Origin of the sequence: Rhodoferax sp. GW822-FHT02A01, from assembly GCF_038784515.1 — a bacterium.
Classification (GTDB): Bacteria; Pseudomonadota; Gammaproteobacteria; order Burkholderiales; family Burkholderiaceae_C; genus Allorhodoferax.
Map to the genome: position 1 here is coordinate 1,532,982 of NZ_CP152376.1, position 16,846 is coordinate 1,549,827.

Below are 16,846 nucleotides of genomic sequence, written 5' to 3' on the forward strand. Positions count from 1 at the left end.
TTTTCTTGGTGCATCCCCTACCCACTTGACTGGCATCAAGCCGCTAAGATGAAGTCGGCACTACACTCTTCACCTTATCGCCATGCCTACTCCCACACCATCCAACAGCGCACCCAGGATCAAGACCATTGGGATGATGCAACCCCTGATCTGGCTGGTGCAAGGTTTGCGCGACGTGGTCCGCTCAGGCTGGGTCAGCGTGTTCCATGGACTGGCGCTCACGATTGCCGGCATCATCATCATTGCGATTGCCCGCCATCGTTTTTGGCTGCTGGCTGGCGCCTTGTCGGGCTTCATGGTCATCGCTCCCGTGCTGGCAACCGGCTTGTATGCCCTGAGCCGGGCCATAGAGCGTCGGGAAAAAGCCAATCTGTCCGTCGTATTGAAAACCTGGTTGAACTGGCAGCACAGTCACTTCAACAAATGGGACAGTGACTACTGGTGCATGGTGCAGTTCGGTCTTCTTCTTGGTGCGGCAGCCACCGGTTGGGTGCTCACGTCTGCCGCCCTTATCACCCTGCTGGCGCCTGTTCCCATCAACAGCCCGCTAGACTTTGTGCACCACGTGGTGCTGGCGTCCGACAACTGGCTGTTCGAGATCTGGCTGGCCGTGGGCGGCGTGATGGCCGCTCCCCTGTTCGCCTCCAGCGTGGTAGCCATGCCGCTGCTGCTGGATCGCCGCGTGACGCTGATGCAGGCCATATTGACCAGCTGGCAAACCGTGCTGGAAAACCCGGCACCCATGGCGCTCTGGGCCGCCATCATCATGGTTTTTACAATGCTGGGTCTGGGCTCACTGCTGTTGGGTCTGATACCTGTCATCCCCATGCTGGGGCACGCCAGTTGGCATGCTTATCGCGACTTGGTCGACGTATCCCATATCGAGGCCCGAGAGGCTCTGTCCGCACCCGATAGTCAGTTTGGTAATCTTTAATGTTTGGTTTTTCTGAAGAGCAGATCGCAACCTTTGGCCTCACCTTCGGGGTGGGCGGGTTCATGCTCTATATGCTGTTCATCATCGGCCATCTGGCCTGGGAGTCCAAGGCTGGCCGCTTTGGCACCTTTGTGATTTTTCTCGGGCTGGCGTTTGGCATGGTGGGCTTTGTAGCCAAGTACCTGATCCAGTGGTACCTGACCCGCTGAAGTCCCGACAACAAGCCCTAGCCGAACGGCTTGACGCCTATGAGCAGGCCGTGCAGCCACACGGCAAACAATCCGGCTGCAATCACTCCCACAACAACCGTCACCAGCGTGGCATTAACCGTGCCAACAGGGTACTGCGTGTTCTGTGCACGATCGCGACGGCGTGAACTAATGAAGTCCAGCACGCCCCAGGCCAGGAAGGCACCAAACAGCACCATGTGAGCCAGGGTGCCATTGGAAATCAGGTGCGCCAGAGCCCAGGTCTTGACGCCCAACACCATGGGGTGGTGCACTCGCGCCTTGATGGCATTGCCAGGCACATAGGCTGCTGTCAGAAGAACAAAGGCAATCACATTGAACAGCGCTGCAATATGGCGCATCGGCTGGGGTGGCAACCAGATCTGTGTGGGCGTATCACGCGCAATGCCAAAGCCCCAGACAATCAGACCGAAACCCAGGAGGGACATCACGGAATAAGCACCCTTGTAGGCGTTCTCTCCCACGCGGGCAATGGTCTGCGTGCGCCATCCGTCGGCATAGATCCGCACGGAATGCACACCCAGAAACAGGACCAGTCCCAGAATCAGATAAGCCATGGTGTTGCTCTCGATATGAAGAATGTCGTAGCCTGATCAGGCACCGACCACACGGTTCTTGCCCGCGCGCTTGGCAAGGTACATGGCCTGGTCCGCACGGCGTATGCCTTCCATGCCCGGTTCATCACTGGCCAATTGCGCCACGCCGGCACTGAAGGTAATCAACATCTTTTCGGTACCGGCCAGGAAAAAACGCTTGGTCAGCTCGCGTTGCAAACGGGTCATCGCCTCCACTCCCTTGTCCAGGGGCGTATCAGGCAGAAGAATGACAAACTCCTCACCACCAAAACGCGCCAGCGTGTCCTGCGGGCGCATGCACTCACGTGCCACCTGGGCCAAGTGCGCCAGCGCCGAGTCACCGGTCTCATGGCCCTTTGCGTCATTGATTGCCTTGAAGTTGTCAATGTCCAGCATGGCAATGCTCAGCGGCGTTTCCTTGCGGCGCAGCGTGGATATTTCCTTCTCTAACGCTTCTTCCAAACCGCGTCGATTCAGGGCACCAGTCAATGGGTCATGGCGCGCCTGGGTACTGACGCGATCGAGCTCCTGGTGCAATTTGGCAATTTCGGCCTGTGTCTTGTTGGCCTGTTCCCGCATGGTTTGCAACTCATCACGCGCATGCAAAGCGTCCTGGGAAATGACACGTGTTGCCCCCACCACTTCCTTGAGTACCGGTGCGATTTCAGCAAGCGTCTTGGCTGACTCAATCAGGCGCGCACTCTCTTCCAGCTTTTCCTGATAGGCACCGGTGGATTGCGACATCTGCGATAGCCGCTCAATGAAAGCTGCCAGCATCTGGCGCATTTCACTTTGCGCTTCCAGGGTTCTTTGCTTGGCATCCTTCTGCTTGTGGACCACGTCCTTGAGCAGACGTTCCACATCGTCCAGGCGACGCAGGCTCAATGGCTCCGTGGACGCTGCCTTAAGCGCATCCATCTGGCCACTGAGCCATTGGTCTTCCACCCCAAGGTCACCAATGTTCTCAAAAACAAGATTGAGCAACTTGAGCAGCGTCTTCTTGATTTCCGCCTGATCCTCGGCCACGAAAGAGAGACGGTGGCTGTAGTTGACCAGCATCTGCTTGGCGGCAGTCACGTCCACACCAGGTTGCCTCAGCATCTTGGTCAACTGATGGGTTTGTTCCACAAACCGTGCATCGTCCGTACCCAAGGCAGGCTGTGCATACTCAATGAGACGGCCGATGTGAGACAGAAACTCATTGGTCAGGGCCGGTGCTGACAAGGGTTCGCTCGACACAACAGCAATCGGCACACCGGCGCTACCCGCAGATTCGTTGCCACCAACCGGAGTAAAGCCGGAATAGGCAACCATGGCAGCGCGCACACCGTCCCAATTCATGCGCTCAATGGCGGATTCCAGTAGGCCCTTCTGTCTTTGCTGCCCCGGTGTCTTGGCCTGCAAGGCAGTGGCGATGCTACGCAGTTCATTGATAGGGAATTGCTCCACCGAGGGAATACCGGCGATCTCGTTGTAGATGGCCTTGTAGTTCACAGGCGTGGGAGCAAGCTTGCGGGCTGTCAACTGCTTGAGCGTTTCCCTGGCAACTTCAAATGGTTTTTTTTCACTCATAACTGGACCTACCTGCTGCGTTTTGTATCGCTTTTTGTGCAACCAGACAGCCCATTCAAAGGTCTCACTCCGGAATGGCAACTGCATTTGCTTGTGCATCAAGTATCCGCTTTTTTAACCTACCGTCACAACTCTTGTTCCATGAATCAGAAGCACCCGAAAAATCCCGGCCATTGTCAGCATGTCAAGTAACAACACTGTGGATAGTTCTGGCATAACCGTGCACTTATCCACAGGATGAACAGAATGCCCCGAGTTATCCAGTCTGCGGGTACACCTCGAACGCAGACTCACCAACATGCTTCAAAAGTAGCTAAGCCCATGATTTCAATCCAGAAAAATGGCTTGTCCACACAAACAGCGTTTGCTCTATCTACGACTACTACTCTGTATCTAATAAAAGAAGATAAGAAGACAGGAAACCAAGCACTCAAAAAAACAAAAATGTTGTTGTGCATAGCTTCGCTTTGCCGGCCCACGATCAAGTAAGATTTGGCCTGTTTTGTTGCAGCCACAGGCTTTGTTTCACCTTCATGACCGTCAAGCCTTCAGGCACAAATTCCCAGCCCAATACCTCAAGTTTTGAAATCAAGAGCGCCCAGTTATCCCTGGTGGCCTTGTTCATCAAAACCGAGGTCTGGAACACTGTGGTCGCCGATGTCAGCAAGCAGTTTGGAGCGGGGGGTGAAAGCCCGGATTTTTTCGACAATGATCCGGTGGTACTGGACTTTTCAGCCTTGCGCAGAGACCTGGATTACGTCGATATATCGAAGCTGGTGCAGGCTTTGCGCTCCTGCCGCTTGGTCCCCGTGGCCTTCAGGGGTGAACCGCAATCTTGGACGCAAACTCTGTTGCAATCGGGATTGGTGCAAGCGCCGATGGAGGTCATCAAGTCAAAACAGGCGACAAAAAGCACTCCCCAAGCCATAGAAACCGTGGTGCGTGAAGTGCCAGGACCCGGCACCATGGTCATCGACAAGCCGGTGCGTTCTGGTCAGAAGATCTATGCCAGGGGCGCCGACCTGGTGGTGTTGGCCATGGTTAACCAAGGCGGAGAAGTGGTGGCTGATGGCAATATCCATGTGTATGCACCCCTGCGCGGCAAGGCCATGGCAGGTGCCCGTGGAAACACGGGGGCACGCATTTTTTCGCTGTGTCTGGAGCCGGAGCTGATCTCCATCGCTGGTGTGTATCGCACCAGTGAATCACCTTTGCCGGAAAATGTGGCAGGCAAGCCGGCTCAAGTGCGGCTCTCAAGCGAAGGCGGACAAGACAAATTGCTCTTCGAACCGCTCAAAAGTTGATTTGAATTTAATACTGGAAAGAAACCCGAAATGGCAAAAATCATTGTGGTGACTTCTGGCAAGGGTGGCGTTGGCAAGACCACGACCAGCGCCAGTTTTGCGACCGGCCTGGCATTGCGCGGGCACAAGACCGCAGTGATTGACTTCGATGTGGGCCTGCGCAATCTGGACCTGATCATGGGTTGTGAGCGCCGTGTGGTGTACGACCTGATCAACGTGATCCATGGTGAAGCCAATCTCAACCAGGCCCTGATCAAGGACAAGCAATGTGAAAACCTGTTTGTGCTGGCTGCATCGCAAACACGTGACAAGGACGCACTGACGCAGGACGGTGTGGAAAAAATTCTTGCCGATCTGGCGGCCATGGGCTTTGAGTACATTGTGTGTGACTCCCCTGCCGGCATTGAAACCGGGGCTCTGATGGCCATGCACTTCGCGGATGAGGCACTGGTGGTGACCAACCCGGAAGTCTCTTCTGTGCGCGACTCTGATCGCATTCTGGGCATGTTGTCGAGCAAGACCAAGCGTGCCATGGAAGGTGGTGAACCGATCAAGGAACATTTGCTCATCACGCGGTACAACCCCTCCCGCGTGGACCAGGGCCAGATGCTTTCGCTTGACGACATCAAGGACATCTTGCGCATACCGCTGATTGGCGTGATTCCCGAGAGCGAATCGGTGCTGCAAGCGTCCAACCAGGGTGTGCCGGCCGTGCATATGCAGGGCAGCGATGTTTCGGAAGCCTACAAGGACGTGATATCCCGTTTCCTCGGCGAAGACAAACCCATGCGTTTCATCGACGCACCCAAACAGGGCTTGCTCAAACGCCTGTTCGGGGGAAAATAAACCATGTCGTTTCTTTCCTTTCTGCTGGGCGAAAAAAAGAAAACAGCCGGTGTGGCCAAGGAGCGTCTGCAGATCATTCTGGCGCACGAGCGTAGTGGCCGCAGCGCCGCAACACCGGACTATCTGCCGGACTTGCAGCGTGACTTGGTGGCAGTGATCAGCAAATACATCAAGATCAATCCCGACGATATCAAGGTCAATCTCGAGCGTCAGGACAATCTGGAAGTTCTGGAAGTCAAGATCGAATTGCCGGACGCCCGCTAGTCCGCTTCAGGCAGGATTTGCGTCCTGCTCACGAATCAGCCGTAGCAAGGTAATTTCGGAAGGAGCGCCCAGGCGCATGGGTGGTCCCCAGTACCCGGTTCCGCGGCTGGTATAGATCCACATGTTGCGCAGTTTTTGCAGTCCCGCTGTGAAGGGCTGCTGCAGCCGTATGAAGTGCGGCCACGGCCAGAATTGACCGCCATGGGTGTGTCCGCTGAGTTGCAGGTCGAATCCAGCCTTTGCTGCAGCATCGGCGCTACGCGGTTGGTGTGCCAGCAACAGCTTGAATCCTGCATCGGTAGGTGCATTGGCAATGGCCTTGTGTGGGTCACTTTGATGGCTGGTATCGAAGTGGTGGGCACTGTAGTCCGTCACGCCGGCAAGAACCAGGGATGCAGATGCATGTGTGTTGCTGCCAAGGCCGTGGTCAATCACTACGTGTTCATTCATCAATACAGTGACACCCAGCATGCGCAAGGCATTGATCCATGCATGGGCACCCGAGTAGTACTCGTGATTGCCGGTGACAAAGAAGCTGCCGTATGTGGAATGTAGACCGCGCAAGGGTTCCACCAGCGACGCCAGTTGTTGAACGGGTCCGTCCACTAGATCGCCGGTAATGGCCACCACGTCGGCCTGCAACCGATTGACGCGATGGACTATGCGTTGCAGATACGCCTCCTTGATAGTCGGACCCACATGTATGTCACTGATCTGCGCTATGCGAAATCCCACCAGCGCTTCGGGCAAATTGTTAACCGGTACATCCACTGAAACCACCGCGGCCGTACGTCGGGCATTCCAGTAGCCCACTGCCAGAATTGCGATGGAAACAATGGGAATCAGCACGACGGTAACTTCCCGCAGTGCCATCAGATTCAAAAGACCCGGGTTCATCCACTGCAGCATGGTTGCAAACAGCAGTACTACCTCGCGTACGACCATCAGGGCAAACAGGCTGGAGAAAACTCCCATGCAGACCATCCCGATCCAGGTCAGCCTGTGGCCCCAGGGCTCTGGTGCAAGCCGCTGTGCCACCAGGCCCATGGGCATCAGTGCCGTGGAAAGGACCAACCACAGAGAAAAGGCAAATCCCGCATATACCGAGTACTGCGCCAAATCAGGTACCAGGCGCCAGCCAACCAATGCGTGCACGATCAGGGAAAAGGCAAAAAGAGGGGCAAAAGCCATAGGAACAATCGCCAGCTGTTGGCTGGCGACATGAAGAACACACTTCCAGATGACGCGGATTCAGGCCGGTTCAAGCCCAGAAGGCGATTTATATGGTGAAGAAATGTTTCGTTGCTGTCAGCGCGCCCTGGGCCCCGTAGGTTTGCTCAAAGAAGAAGGATCTTTGCCTGTTCAGCGCCAAAATGCTGCTGGCTCGCGTGCCGTACGCTGCCGAAGATACAAAGGCTGCAGACAGCATGTGCTCTATTTCTCTGGGTACACCGGTGTCAGGCAGTTCGGCGTAGGCAGCCTTGCTGCGATCCTGCAACAGGGGCAACAGGCCCTCTACCGTGGTTTGGCCTTGCTTGCATTGCTGCTGCAACGCTGATTTGAGGCGAAGCAGTTTGGGCCAGGGCGTATCAAAGTCTGCATTCGATACCGCACTGATTCCGGGCTTCAAGGTCACTATTCGCTGATTGCGGCTCTCTAGGCCCAGCAGTTCTTCACCATCCCACAACAGCAAGTTGAATGGGTTGTAGGCGCCCTGCGGAGCCAGCGCCTCCAGATAGGTCCTTGCACTGCTATTGCTTTGCAGAAATTGGGTCGTCAACATGCCGCGCGATGGCTTCGGGGCAGAGTCCACCACCGGAAGGCGGTAGTTGGTCAGCGCAGCCAGACGACCGCCCCGGCCAATGCCGAGCCAGGTTCCACCGGCTTGCAAGTCCTTGCCAGCCAGAACCTCGGCGTCCTGCCAGCAATGCAGTGGCAGTGCCGGACGTGCAAAGTATTCGTCACGGTTGCCGAGCAGCAGCAAGGGCGTTTCGCTGTCGGGTTGCCAGTTCCAGGCGATCAGGCACATTCAATTAACTGCCAATGCGGTCTTGTCTACGACACGGCGCAGTACAAAGCTGGAATGTACGCCCGTCACCCCGGTAATGCGTGTGAGCTTTTCCAGTAGCAGCGTCTGGTAATGGTCCATATCGCGCACGGCAACTTTGAGCTGGTAGTCGGCGTCCTGTCCGGTGATCAGCAGACATTCCAGTACCTCGGGCAGCACCGAGACGGAAGCTTCGAAATTGGCAAAACGCTCCGGCGTATGCCGGTCCATGGATATATGTACCAGGGCCATCAGCGACAGGCCCAGCTTGCGCGCGTCCAACAGGGCCCGGTAGCCCATGATCAATCCAGACTCCTCCAGTACCCGTACCCGCCGCAGGCATGGTGAAGGCGACAGGCCGATACGGTCCGCAAGATCCTGGTTGTTGATGCGGCCATCGGTCTGCAGGATTTCCAGAATTTGCCGGTCATAGCGGTCAAGCGTCATATTGTTTGCCACAATTAATTGAATATTGGCAGTTTATGCCAAAAAATAACAATATGGAGGCAACAACGCAATAGCCTGCCTAGCCCCCTCCCATACACTGGATGCATCTGTAATCCACAGCACAAAGCAAGACCGGCCACAAGCCAAGCTTGCGCAGCCCCACCTCACAAGGGTTGGCATTGCAAATGCAACCCCCGGCGCAGCATCTGTTCCGGGGGTTTGTCATTTGGAGTGCAACCAGGTGCCAGCTTCCGCTATAACCAGCGCTTGCCTCTGCATAACCACATCGCACCATGACCCACGAACCCCGACTGACTACCGCTTTGCGCACCTTGTTGAATACCCATCGTGTGGCTGCGCTGGGCACCTTGGGGGAGGACGGCCGTGCCTTTGTGTCCATGGTGCCTTTTGCCATCGATGCAGCGGCCGGGTGCCTCGTGATCCATGTAAGTGGCCTTGCGGCACACGCACGCAATCTGCAAGCAACGCCGCAAGTCTCCGTCATGGTCATGCAGGCCGAAAACCCCGACGAACCGGTGCACGCTTTGCCACGGGTCACTTTGGAAGGTCAGGCCTCTGTCCTGGAGGTGGATACGCCCGCCTGGGCCAGCGCACGTGCGGCCTATCTGGCGCGTTTTCCCGATGTGGAATTCATGACGCAGTTGGGGGACTTCCGATTTGTTGCCATCGCCGTGGGTGGCGCACGCCAGGTAGCAGGCTTTGGTGCTGCGCGCTCCATTGACGCAGCGGAAATCGAGCAGGTTCTGCGCAACCCCGGCTGACTATTTGCCCTCAACAAAGGCAATCATCATGCGCGTCACGTCCAGTCCGTCGTGGCCATGCTCCAGGCTTTTGACTGCGCTGGTATAGAGATCCTCGCCCAGTGCTTCGCGGCGTCTGCCCATCAGAAAGGCACTGTACTCTTCGACAAATTCAGGGTGGCCCTGCACGCAGAACACCTCTTCGCCTACCGCGTAGCCCGCCACGGGGCAGTGCGCATTGCTGGCCAACAGGATGGCGTTTTCAGGCAGTTCAAATACCTGGTCCCGGTGGCTTACCAGCAGGGACAGCTTGTTGTCTTCAGGGGCGCTCAGCAAATCGGCAGCATGCCAGTCATAGGACATGCGTCCTACGCCCCAGCCTTGCGGCGCCCTGCCCACCTTGGCGCCCAGGCAGATGGCAATCAGCTGGTGGCCAAAGCAGATGCCCAGCAGTTTCTTCTTCTGTTCCAGTAGTTCACTGACACGCTTGCGCAGTTCCACTACCCATGGTTCGTCGGAAAACGAGTCAGCCTTGCTGCCGGTCAGCAGGACGGCGTCATAGCCATCAAAGGATGCTGGGTATTCAAAGACAGGGGTATGGAATACCTCGAACTGCCAGTCCTTGGCACCGGCTTCGCGGAATACGCGTTCGACCATGGAGCCATAGCCGTGGTATTTCTGTGTGGCCTCTGGTGCCAGATCGTCGTTTTCGAGAATGCAGAGTTTCATGGCCACGTATTTTCCCCCTGTTTTAGTAACTGTGTTACATTAGTGGGTCGCTCCAAGCGAACAGACTGTGCATATCTGCGGTTTGCCAACCAGGCAATCAATCACACGCAACGCTGCACCGGCCCCCGGCAGAGGTGGTCGTCCGTTCAGCAGTTTTCAGCGTCCCGCTCCAGCACTCTCACGGCACTGCGGTTTTTCCCCCTTTTTTCTGCACACCGTCCCTGCCAGTGACACGTGCCTTTGTATTTTTAATGATTCATAACAATAATTTCATGCGACCTTCACCGGTCACCATCGGCAAATACCGCGTAGCGGCTTGCCCCCAGGAACTGGCCGGCGGCCGTTTTGCCGCCCAGGTTTCCATTGCCAGCGGACGCGGTAGCGCGTCCACGGATCGCGTCATGCGCTTCTGCGATGACTTTTCCACACACGATGCGGCAGCCCACTATGCGTTGGCCCAAGGCATCGAATGGGTACACCAGACTACCCGTTTGCAGTAAATCAAACGATAATCGAGGGCTTAAGGATAAAACCATGGCTAAAGAAGAACTGATTGAAATGATGGGCGTTGTCAACGAAGTGTTGCCGGACACCCGCTTTCGCGTCACCCTGGACAACGGTCACCAACTGATCGCCTACTCCGCCGGCAAGATGCGCAAGAACCACATCCGCATCCTGGCCGGAGACCGCGTGTCGCTGGAGCTTTCTCCTTACGACTTGAGCAAGGGGCGCATCAATTTCCGCCACATTGAAGGCCGCGGGCCGATGACGCCGCGCCGTCCTCAGTAAATCCAACAAACGGCCGCTCTTCGAGCGGCTTTTTTTTGTCCAGATCTTGCCGCAGAAAGGTTGTCGCCCATGTCCCTGAACCCTGTGATTTCCTTACTGGGCCGGCGTCTGCGCCTGGCCGTCATTGGTGGTGGCCCCGGTTCATTCATTGGTGCCATGCATCGCCAGGCAGCGCGCCTGGACGACCGCTACGAGCTGGTGGCCGCGTGTCTGTCATCCAACCCCGAAAAATCCGTGCAGGCCGGGCGCGAACTGGGTCTGGCGCCTGACCGTTGTTATGCCGATGGTGATGCCCTCATCGCTGCCGAGGCCACACGCAACGATGGTGCCGACGTGGTGGCCATCATGACACCCAACGACAGCCACTTCCGCTTTTCCATGGCGGCGCTGGATGCCGGGCTGGATGTGATTTGCGACAAGCCCATGACCAACACCTTGCAGGAGGCGCAAGCTCTGCAGGAGCGTGTGCACAGCAGTGGTCGGGTGTTCTGCCTGACCCACAACTACACCGGCTATCCCATGGTGCGCCAGGCGCGCGCCATGGTGGCCGATGGCCAGTTGGGGGATATCCGGCTGGTGCAGGTGGAATATGTGCAAGGTGGCCGCGCCAAGGCCGGCCCGTCCCGTTCGCCGTGGAAAGATGACGCGACGCGCGGTGGTCCGTCGCTGGTCATGGGTGACATTGGCACCCACGCCCACAACCTGCTGCGCTTCATCACGGGGCTGGAAGTGGCCCAGGTTGCTGCAGAAGTCGGAACCATCGTGCCCACCCGCGTAACCCACGACTACGCCGGCGCCTTGCTGCGGCTCGACAATGGCGCGCGTGGCAGCTTCTGGGTGACCCAGGCCGCGGCCGGGGTGGAAAACGCCTTGCGCATCCGTATCAGCGGCTCGCTTGGAACGCTGGAATGGCAGCAGGAACAGCCCCAATTGCTGAGCTTCAAGCCCATGGGTGTTCCGGCGCAAATCCGAACCCCCAATGGACCTGGCACCTTGCCACTGTCGGCGCATGCCTCGCGCATCGTCGCAGGCCATCCGGAAGGCTTTCACGAGGCGTTTGCCAACATCTACTCGGATGCAGCGGAGGCCATTGCCGCACGCCGCGCCGGCCAGACCGTGAATCCGTTGTCCACCCATTTCCCGAACGCAGCCGATGGGCTGTCCGGCATCCGCTTTGTGGACGCCGTGATCCGTTCCAGCACGAACGACGGTGCCTGGACCGCGGTCTAGCCGAAAGTGATTCTCAGGCCGGTTTGATGCCGCGGCGGGTGCGCACCGCCTCGGCCAGTTGTTCCAGCACCGGCACCGTTTGCGCCATGCTGATGCAGGCATCCGTGACCGACACGCCGTAGCGCAGCGCCTGGCCGGAGACGATGTCCTGGCGGCCTTCTTCGAGATGGCTCTCGATCATGATGCCGGTGATGCGCTGGTCGCCTGCCGCAATCTGGGCCGCCACATCAGCGGCCACGGTGATCTGGCGCTGGTGCTGTTTGCTGCTGTTGGCGTGGCTGACATCGATCATCACCTGCTCCCGCAGTCCTGCACTCTTGAGCAGCGCGCAGGCTGCATCCACATCGGTCTTGCTGTAGTTGGTCTGCTTGCCGCCGCGCAGGATCACGTGGCAGTCCTGGTTGCCGCGCGTTTCGAAAATGGCAACCTGCCCCATCTTGGTCATGCCCATGAACGCGTGCGCCGCCTGCGCTGCCTGGATGGCGTCGCTGGCCACCTTGATGCCGCCGTCGGTTCCGTTCTTGAAGCCCACCGGGCAGGACAGTCCGCTGGCCAGCTGTCGGTGGCTCTGGCTTTCGGTGGTGCGCGCGCCAATGGCGCCCCAGCTCACCAGTTCGCTGATGAACTGTGGACTCAGCAAGTCCAGGAATTCGGTGGCAATCGGCAAACCCAGTTCCAGAATGTCCAGCATCAGGCGTCTGGCCATTTCCAGCCCTTCATTGATGGCAAAGCTGCCGTCCAGATGCGGGTCGTTGATATAGCCCTTCCAGCCCACCGTGGTACGCGGCTTCTCGAAGTACACCCGCATGACCACCAGCAAATCCTGCTGTAGACGGTCCGCGTGGGTTTTCAGCTGGCGTGCGTATTCCATTGCCTGCGCATGGTCGTGGATCGAGCACGGGCCCACCACCACGATCAGCCGGTCATCGGCACCATGCAGTACCTTGGAGATGGCGGCCCGGCTGGTTTCCACCAGGGATTGGGCCGCTGGCGGGGCTGGCAGCCTTTCTTCCAGCAGCGCAGGAGTGATGAGCGGACGTACCGCACCGATACGCACGTCGTCAATACGGGTGGTGTCATGGGTAGTGAGTGGGGCGGATACGGCGGAGGTCATAGGCTGGGTGGAAAGGTGGTGGGATGGAAAGACGGCACGGCGGACAGGCAATTAGGCCATGCCCCGATTTTCACCCCAATCGCGGCCTAGAATTCCGGCACTGCGGGGCACCCGTCACTGCGCAAAGGAGTTCCACATGGCCATGGAAGTCGTCGTCGGAAAAGAAGCAACCATCCATTTCGATGCGCACAAGTGCATCCACTCGCGCAACTGCGTACTTTCGCATCCGGATGTGTTTGTTCCCAATGTGGTGGGTGAATGGATTCACCCGGACGCGCAACCGGTGGAGGAGTTGATCCGCATCGGCCAGAGCTGCCCGTCGGGCGCCATCTCGGTCCTGCGCAATGTGCCCACCGCGGGAGCCATGCCGCACTCGAACGCGGCACCCATTGTCAACACGGTGCGCCTGCGGGAAAACGGGCCGCTGGCGTTTGAGGCGGAGTTGCAGATACAGGGAGAAGTTCAAAGCGTTCCGCGCGCCACGCTGTGCCGCTGCGGCCAGTCGGCCAACAAGCCGTTCTGCGATGGCAGCCATGTGGCCGCCGGATTCGTTGCATCGGGTGAGCCGGCCACGGCAGCCTTTGAGCCGCTGGCCCAGCGCAATGGGCCACTGGATGTGCAGCCCACACCCAACGGCCCCTTGCGTGTGGTGGGCAATCTGGAGGTGGTGACCGGCACGGGACGCACCTGCAACAAGGTGGGTGAGACCTACCTATGCCGCTGCGGCCATAGCCAGAACAAACCCTATTGCGATGGCAGCCACAAGGCCGCCGGATTCCAAGCAACATGAACAAGAACCGGCTGGAGGCCTTCAGCGACGGCGTGATTGCCATCATCATCACCATCATGGTGCTGGAGATCAAGGTGCCGCACGGCGAAGAGCTTGCGGACCTGCAGCCCCTGTGGCCCATCGTCCTGAGCTACGTCCTGAGTTTTGTGAATGTGGGCATTTACTGGAACAACCACCACCACCTGTTGCACGCCACCCGACATGTGAATGGCGGGATCCTCTGGGCCAATCTCAATCTGTTGTTCTGGCTGTCCCTGATGCCCTTTGCCACGGCCTGGGTCGGAGAGAACCACTTCGCCGCCACGCCCATGGCCCTGTATGCGGCAGACCTGCTCATGTGTGCGATCAGCTACACCCTGTTGCAGGTGTGCATCATCAAGGCCCATGGCTCCGAATCCCTGCTGTCGCAGGCCGTGGGCCACGATCTCAAGGGCAAGATATCGATGGCCTTTTACCTGTCGGCCGTCCCCCTGGCCCTGCTGGGTCTGCCCATGCTTGCGGGCGTGCTGATTCTTGCCGTGGCCCTCATCTGGCTGATCCCGGACCGGCGCATCGAAAAAAAGATCGCGCCTGAATAGCCGCTATTTGTGCAGCGTTTCCTTGCGATCGTCCTTGGGTGCGATGCCGTGTTCGCGTCGGTAAGCGCGTGAAAAAGCGGATGCGGAAGCAAAGCCACAGGCCAGGCCCACCTCGATCACACCCATGCTGGTCTGGCGCAGCAGATGCCGCGCGCGCTCCAGCCGCAGCCGCAAATACAGCTGTACCGGGCTCACATGCAGATGCTCCTGGAACAGCCGCTCCAGCTGGCGCCGGGTGACATGCACCTGCGCGGCCAGATCGTCGCTGGACAAGGGGCTTTCCAGGTGCTGCTCCATGCACTCGATCACCTGCACCACCTTGGCGTTGTGCACCTTGTAGCGCGCCGAGATCTGCAGCCGCTGGTGGTCCGCCCGGTTGCGTACCCAGCCGCTGACCAGTTGCTCGGAAACCTGCAGCGCCAAGGCATTGCCATGGTCCCGGCTGATCACCTCCAGCATCATGTCGATGCTGGCCATGGCGCCCGCTGACGTCATCAGCCGCGGTGACAGCGTAAAGCGCACCTCGCCCTGCACATGGATGAGCGGATAGCGCTCCTGGAATGCCGGTACCGCTTCCCAATGCAGTGTGATGTTCTCGCCCTGCAGCAGCCCCGCTTCGGCCAGCACAAAGCAACCGGTATCAATGGCACCCAGGCGCTGGCCCTGCTGCACCCGCTGGCGCAGCTGGCGACCTATTTCGCGCGTGTAGCGGTTCAGCGGATTGAAGCTGGCGATGGCAAACACCACGCTGGCGTTGCTGACGTCATCCAGCCGTGCTTCGGGGTGCAAGTCAATGCCGTTGCTGGCCGTCACGGGCAAGCCGTCGACTGACACCATGCGCCAGGCATAGGCACCGGGCTTGTAGCGGTTGGCAATGCGTAGCGGCTCCACCAGCGCAGCAAAGCCGATGAACGAAAACTCCGGCAGCAACAGGAAATCAAAGACGTGGCGACTCATGGGGGCGTAGTAGGCCATGCAATCCGGGTCGTCGTCTATCCGCTGTGGACATGCTTTTAGCGGGCCGCGACAAAGTATTAGCCATGTGAATACTCCGCGAATCTCATTCATGCTGATTGGCAAAGCACATGGCTGCTGCGCACACTGCGCTCTTCATAACAAACCACTCAGGAGCACTCCATGCGCATCGGACTACCCAAGGAAATCAAGAACCACGAATACCGTGTCGGCCTGACGCCGGCCAGCGTGCGTGAACTCACCTCCCACGGCCATTCGGTCCTGGTGCAAGCCGGAGCGGGTGCCGCCATCGGCCTTACCGATGACCAGTACCTGGCAGCCGGTGCCACGCTGGCAGCCAGTGCCGCCGAGGTGTTTGAGAAATCCGAAATGATCGTCAAGGTCAAGGAGCCGCAGCCGCAGGAATGCGCCATGCTGCGCCCGGGCCAGATCCTCTATACCTATCTGCACCTGGCGCCGGATCCCGAACAGACCGACGCACTGATCAAGTCAGGCGCCATCTGCATCGCCTACGAAACCATCACCGGCCCCGGCGGCGGCTTGCCCCTGCTGGCGCCCATGAGCGAGGTGGCCGGACGCATGTCGATACAGGCCGGTGCCGCCCACCTGGAAAAATCCAAGGGTGGCATGGGCGTGCTGCTGGGCGGTGTACCCGGCGTGCCGGCTGCACACTGCGTGATCCTGGGCGCTGGCGTGGTGGGAACGCATGCGCTACAGATGGCTGTGGGCTTGGGCGCCAAGGTCACTGTGCTGGACAAGAACGTGGACCGCCTGCGCCAGCTCGACCTGGTCTTTGGCAACCGCATCAGCACCATCTACTCCAATGTGCAAAGCGTGGAGGAAGCCGTGCTGGATGCGGACCTGGTGATCGGTGGCGTGCTCATCCCCGGTGCTGCGGCCCCCAAGCTGGTGACCAAAGCCATGATTGCCCGGATGAAGAAAGGCGCTGTGCTGGTGGACGTGGCGATTGACCAGGGCGGCTGCTTCGAGACCTCGCACGCCACCACCCATGCTGAGCCCACCTTCGTGGTGGACGGTGTGGTGCACTACTGCGTGGCCAACATGCCCGGCGCCGTTGCCCGCACTTCCACGTTTGCGCTCAACAACGCCACCATTGGGCACGCCGTGGCACTGGCCAACAAGGGCTGGAAGCAGGCGCTCAAGGACAACGCCCACCTGAAGAACGGCCTGAACGTGGCAGAGGGCAAGGTCACCTATGAAGCCGTGGCACAGGCCTTGGGCAAGCCCTACGTACCGGCGGACAGCCTGCTGTAAATAGCACCATCCGGCGTGCAGTCACGCCGGGTGTTCAAGGCTTTTGCAGCCGCTTCCTGGCCTGGTCAATGCCGCCATAGTTTTCGGCATTGGAAAAGCCGATGCCCTTGAGCGTCTCCAGCGCAATGCCGGAGCGTCGACCGGTCTGGCAGTACAGGATGACGTGGTCATCCTTGGCCACCTTGGTCTTGAGAATGTCCTGCCCAATCGCCGTGTGGGGAATATTGAGGGCACCATCGACGTGGCCGGCCTGGAACTCCTGCTCACTGCGTACGTCAATGACCACATCCTTGGCCAGGGCCGAAAGGGCTACCAGCAGCCCCAGGCTGGTGGCAACAACAACTTTGAAATTCAACATGCGCGCTCCG

At 58.7% G+C, this 16,846-nt stretch carries 21 protein-coding genes; 12 read left to right on the forward strand and 9 right to left on the reverse strand.

The genetic code is table 11. From position 1 onward, the window contains the following. Positions 1 to 82: 82 nt before the first annotated feature. Entirely contained in the window at positions 83 to 934 is an 852-nt protein-coding gene (locus AAGF34_RS07225; protein ID WP_342619940.1) for a DUF2189 domain-containing protein, read from the forward strand. Then, on the forward strand, positions 934 to 1,143 hold the full coding sequence (locus AAGF34_RS07230; RefSeq protein WP_342619941.1) for a DUF2788 domain-containing protein: 210 nt from the start codon (positions 934 to 936) through the stop codon (positions 1,141 to 1,143). The genes AAGF34_RS07225 and AAGF34_RS07230 overlap by 1 nt, the downstream gene beginning before the upstream one ends. 17 nt (positions 1,144 to 1,160) lie before the next feature. On the opposite strand, the gene AAGF34_RS07235 is transcribed toward AAGF34_RS07230, so the two are convergent. Together AAGF34_RS07235 and AAGF34_RS07240 are read right to left on the reverse strand one after the other, a co-directional pair. Continuing rightward, positions 1,161 to 1,739 (reverse strand): NnrU family protein, encoded by a 579-nt coding sequence (locus AAGF34_RS07235; protein ID WP_342619942.1) that lies wholly within the window; start codon positions 1,737 to 1,739, stop codon positions 1,161 to 1,163. A gap of 36 nt (positions 1,740 to 1,775) precedes the next feature. Beyond that, on the reverse strand, positions 1,776 to 3,329 hold the full coding sequence (locus tag AAGF34_RS07240; RefSeq protein WP_342619943.1) for a GGDEF domain-containing protein: 1,554 nt from the start codon (positions 3,327 to 3,329) through the stop codon (positions 1,776 to 1,778). Between the two features lie 533 nt (positions 3,330 to 3,862). On the opposite strand from AAGF34_RS07240, the gene minC reads away from it, so the two are divergent. Genes minC through minE form a run of 3 tightly spaced genes read left to right on the forward strand, consistent with a single transcriptional unit; the run spans position 3,863 to position 5,743 of the window. Continuing rightward, on the forward strand, positions 3,863 to 4,633 hold the full coding sequence (gene minC, locus AAGF34_RS07245) for a septum site-determining protein MinC (protein ID WP_342621055.1): 771 nt from the start codon (positions 3,863 to 3,865) through the stop codon (positions 4,631 to 4,633). A gap of 30 nt (positions 4,634 to 4,663) precedes the next feature. Next, positions 4,664 to 5,479, forward strand: coding sequence for a septum site-determining protein MinD (gene minD, locus AAGF34_RS07250; protein ID WP_342619944.1), 816 nt, complete (start codon positions 4,664 to 4,666; stop codon positions 5,477 to 5,479). 3 nt (positions 5,480 to 5,482) lie between these two features. After that, positions 5,483 to 5,743, forward strand: coding sequence for a cell division topological specificity factor MinE (minE, locus tag AAGF34_RS07255; RefSeq protein WP_342619945.1), 261 nt, complete (start codon positions 5,483 to 5,485; stop codon positions 5,741 to 5,743). Between the two features lie 6 nt (positions 5,744 to 5,749). On the opposite strand, the gene AAGF34_RS07260 is transcribed toward minE, so the two are convergent. The 3 genes from AAGF34_RS07260 to AAGF34_RS07270 form a co-directional block, all read right to left on the reverse strand. Then, a complete protein-coding gene (locus AAGF34_RS07260) occupies positions 5,750 to 6,934 on the reverse strand; it encodes a metallophosphoesterase (RefSeq protein WP_342619946.1) in 1,185 nt (394 codons plus the stop codon). Positions 6,935 to 7,022: 88 nt separating this feature from the next. Then, the gene (locus AAGF34_RS07265; RefSeq protein WP_342619947.1) at positions 7,023 to 7,772 is read right to left on the reverse strand and encodes an NRDE family protein; all 750 of its coding nucleotides are present in this window, start codon (positions 7,770 to 7,772) and stop codon (positions 7,023 to 7,025) included. Then, positions 7,773 to 8,237 carry an Lrp/AsnC family transcriptional regulator gene (locus AAGF34_RS07270; RefSeq protein ID WP_342619948.1) on the reverse strand — a complete coding sequence of 155 codons (465 nt, stop codon included), beginning with the start codon at positions 8,235 to 8,237 and terminating at the stop codon, positions 7,773 to 7,775. It lies immediately after the preceding gene. A 293-nt stretch (positions 8,238 to 8,530) separates the two neighbouring features. Here AAGF34_RS07270 and AAGF34_RS07275 point away from each other — a divergent pair, with 293 nt between their 5' ends. Then, complete coding sequence (locus AAGF34_RS07275) at positions 8,531 to 9,019, forward strand: pyridoxamine 5'-phosphate oxidase family protein (RefSeq protein WP_342619949.1); 489 nt, start codon at positions 8,531 to 8,533, stop codon at positions 9,017 to 9,019. Here AAGF34_RS07275 and AAGF34_RS07280 read toward each other — a convergent pair whose 3' ends face one another. Then, positions 9,020 to 9,727 (reverse strand): amidotransferase, encoded by a 708-nt coding sequence (locus tag AAGF34_RS07280; protein WP_342619950.1) that lies wholly within the window; start codon positions 9,725 to 9,727, stop codon positions 9,020 to 9,022. 272 nt (positions 9,728 to 9,999) lie between these two features. Between AAGF34_RS07280 and AAGF34_RS07285 the strand changes: the two genes are divergently transcribed. The 3 genes from AAGF34_RS07285 (at position 10,000) to AAGF34_RS07295 (ending at position 11,746) form a co-directional block, all read left to right on the forward strand. Further along, a complete protein-coding gene (locus tag AAGF34_RS07285; protein ID WP_342619951.1) occupies positions 10,000 to 10,227 on the forward strand; it encodes a hypothetical protein in 228 nt (75 codons plus the stop codon). Positions 10,228 to 10,261: 34 nt separating this feature from the next. Beyond that, positions 10,262 to 10,516: a translation initiation factor IF-1 gene (infA, locus tag AAGF34_RS07290; protein ID WP_117179267.1), complete on the forward strand. Its 255-nt coding sequence runs from the start codon at positions 10,262 to 10,264 to the stop codon at positions 10,514 to 10,516. A gap of 69 nt (positions 10,517 to 10,585) precedes the next feature. After that, complete coding sequence (locus AAGF34_RS07295) at positions 10,586 to 11,746, forward strand: Gfo/Idh/MocA family oxidoreductase (protein WP_342619952.1); 1,161 nt, start codon at positions 10,586 to 10,588, stop codon at positions 11,744 to 11,746. Between the two features lie 13 nt (positions 11,747 to 11,759). Here the strand turns inward: AAGF34_RS07295 and AAGF34_RS07300 are convergent, their stop codons facing one another. Further along, positions 11,760 to 12,860, reverse strand: coding sequence for a 3-deoxy-7-phosphoheptulonate synthase (locus AAGF34_RS07300; protein ID WP_342619953.1), 1,101 nt, complete (start codon positions 12,858 to 12,860; stop codon positions 11,760 to 11,762). A 136-nt stretch (positions 12,861 to 12,996) separates the two neighbouring features. Between AAGF34_RS07300 and AAGF34_RS07305 the strand changes: the two genes are divergently transcribed. Then, positions 12,997 to 13,650 (forward strand): CDGSH iron-sulfur domain-containing protein, encoded by a 654-nt coding sequence (locus AAGF34_RS07305; RefSeq protein ID WP_342619954.1) that lies wholly within the window; start codon positions 12,997 to 12,999, stop codon positions 13,648 to 13,650. Next, positions 13,647 to 14,228 carry a TMEM175 family protein gene (locus AAGF34_RS07310; protein ID WP_342619955.1) on the forward strand — a complete coding sequence of 194 codons (582 nt, stop codon included), beginning with the start codon at positions 13,647 to 13,649 and terminating at the stop codon, positions 14,226 to 14,228. Before AAGF34_RS07305 ends, AAGF34_RS07310 begins: the two co-directional genes overlap by 4 nt. Before the next feature lie 3 nt (positions 14,229 to 14,231). Here the strand turns inward: AAGF34_RS07310 and AAGF34_RS07315 are convergent, their stop codons facing one another. Further along, positions 14,232 to 15,185, reverse strand: coding sequence for a GlxA family transcriptional regulator (locus tag AAGF34_RS07315; protein WP_342619956.1), 954 nt, complete (start codon positions 15,183 to 15,185; stop codon positions 14,232 to 14,234). Positions 15,186 to 15,365: 180 nt separating this feature from the next. Between AAGF34_RS07315 and ald the strand changes: the two genes are divergently transcribed. Continuing rightward, the gene (ald, locus tag AAGF34_RS07320; RefSeq protein ID WP_342619957.1) at positions 15,366 to 16,478 is read left to right on the forward strand and encodes an alanine dehydrogenase; all 1,113 of its coding nucleotides are present in this window, start codon (positions 15,366 to 15,368) and stop codon (positions 16,476 to 16,478) included. 34 nt (positions 16,479 to 16,512) lie between these two features. On the opposite strand, the gene AAGF34_RS07325 is transcribed toward ald, so the two are convergent. After that, positions 16,513 to 16,836, reverse strand: coding sequence for a rhodanese-like domain-containing protein (locus tag AAGF34_RS07325; protein WP_342619958.1), 324 nt, complete (start codon positions 16,834 to 16,836; stop codon positions 16,513 to 16,515). Positions 16,837 to 16,846: the final 10 nt, after the last annotated feature.

Coding starts and splice junctions, on each gene's coding strand:
- AAGF34_RS07285 (WP_342619951.1), top strand. CDS start 10,000: ATGCGACCTTCACCGGTCACCATCGGCAAATACCGCGTAGCGGCTTGC.
- AAGF34_RS07230 (WP_342619941.1), top strand. CDS start 934: ATGTTTGGTTTTTCTGAAGAGCAGATCGCAACCTTTGGCCTCACCTTC.
- AAGF34_RS07300 (WP_342619953.1), bottom strand. CDS start 12,860: ATGACCTCCGCCGTATCCGCCCCACTCACTACCCATGACACCACCCGT.
- AAGF34_RS07305 (WP_342619954.1), top strand. CDS start 12,997: ATGGCCATGGAAGTCGTCGTCGGAAAAGAAGCAACCATCCATTTCGAT.
- AAGF34_RS07265 (WP_342619947.1), bottom strand. CDS start 7,772: ATGTGCCTGATCGCCTGGAACTGGCAACCCGACAGCGAAACGCCCTTG.
- minC (WP_342621055.1), top strand. CDS start 3,863: ATGACCGTCAAGCCTTCAGGCACAAATTCCCAGCCCAATACCTCAAGT.
- ald (WP_342619957.1), top strand. CDS start 15,366: ATGCGCATCGGACTACCCAAGGAAATCAAGAACCACGAATACCGTGTC.
- minE (WP_342619945.1), top strand. CDS start 5,483: ATGTCGTTTCTTTCCTTTCTGCTGGGCGAAAAAAAGAAAACAGCCGGT.
- AAGF34_RS07325 (WP_342619958.1), bottom strand. CDS start 16,836: ATGTTGAATTTCAAAGTTGTTGTTGCCACCAGCCTGGGGCTGCTGGTA.
- AAGF34_RS07295 (WP_342619952.1), top strand. CDS start 10,586: ATGTCCCTGAACCCTGTGATTTCCTTACTGGGCCGGCGTCTGCGCCTG.
- AAGF34_RS07240 (WP_342619943.1), bottom strand. CDS start 3,329: ATGAGTGAAAAAAAACCATTTGAAGTTGCCAGGGAAACGCTCAAGCAG.
- AAGF34_RS07310 (WP_342619955.1), top strand. CDS start 13,647: ATGAACAAGAACCGGCTGGAGGCCTTCAGCGACGGCGTGATTGCCATC.
- AAGF34_RS07225 (WP_342619940.1), top strand. CDS start 83: ATGCCTACTCCCACACCATCCAACAGCGCACCCAGGATCAAGACCATT.
- minD (WP_342619944.1), top strand. CDS start 4,664: ATGGCAAAAATCATTGTGGTGACTTCTGGCAAGGGTGGCGTTGGCAAG.
- AAGF34_RS07235 (WP_342619942.1), bottom strand. CDS start 1,739: ATGGCTTATCTGATTCTGGGACTGGTCCTGTTTCTGGGTGTGCATTCC.
- AAGF34_RS07270 (WP_342619948.1), bottom strand. CDS start 8,237: ATGACGCTTGACCGCTATGACCGGCAAATTCTGGAAATCCTGCAGACC.
- AAGF34_RS07315 (WP_342619956.1), bottom strand. CDS start 15,185: ATGAGTCGCCACGTCTTTGATTTCCTGTTGCTGCCGGAGTTTTCGTTC.
- AAGF34_RS07280 (WP_342619950.1), bottom strand. CDS start 9,727: ATGAAACTCTGCATTCTCGAAAACGACGATCTGGCACCAGAGGCCACA.
- AAGF34_RS07275 (WP_342619949.1), top strand. CDS start 8,531: ATGACCCACGAACCCCGACTGACTACCGCTTTGCGCACCTTGTTGAAT.
- AAGF34_RS07260 (WP_342619946.1), bottom strand. CDS start 6,934: ATGGCTTTTGCCCCTCTTTTTGCCTTTTCCCTGATCGTGCACGCATTG.
- infA (WP_117179267.1), top strand. CDS start 10,262: ATGGCTAAAGAAGAACTGATTGAAATGATGGGCGTTGTCAACGAAGTG.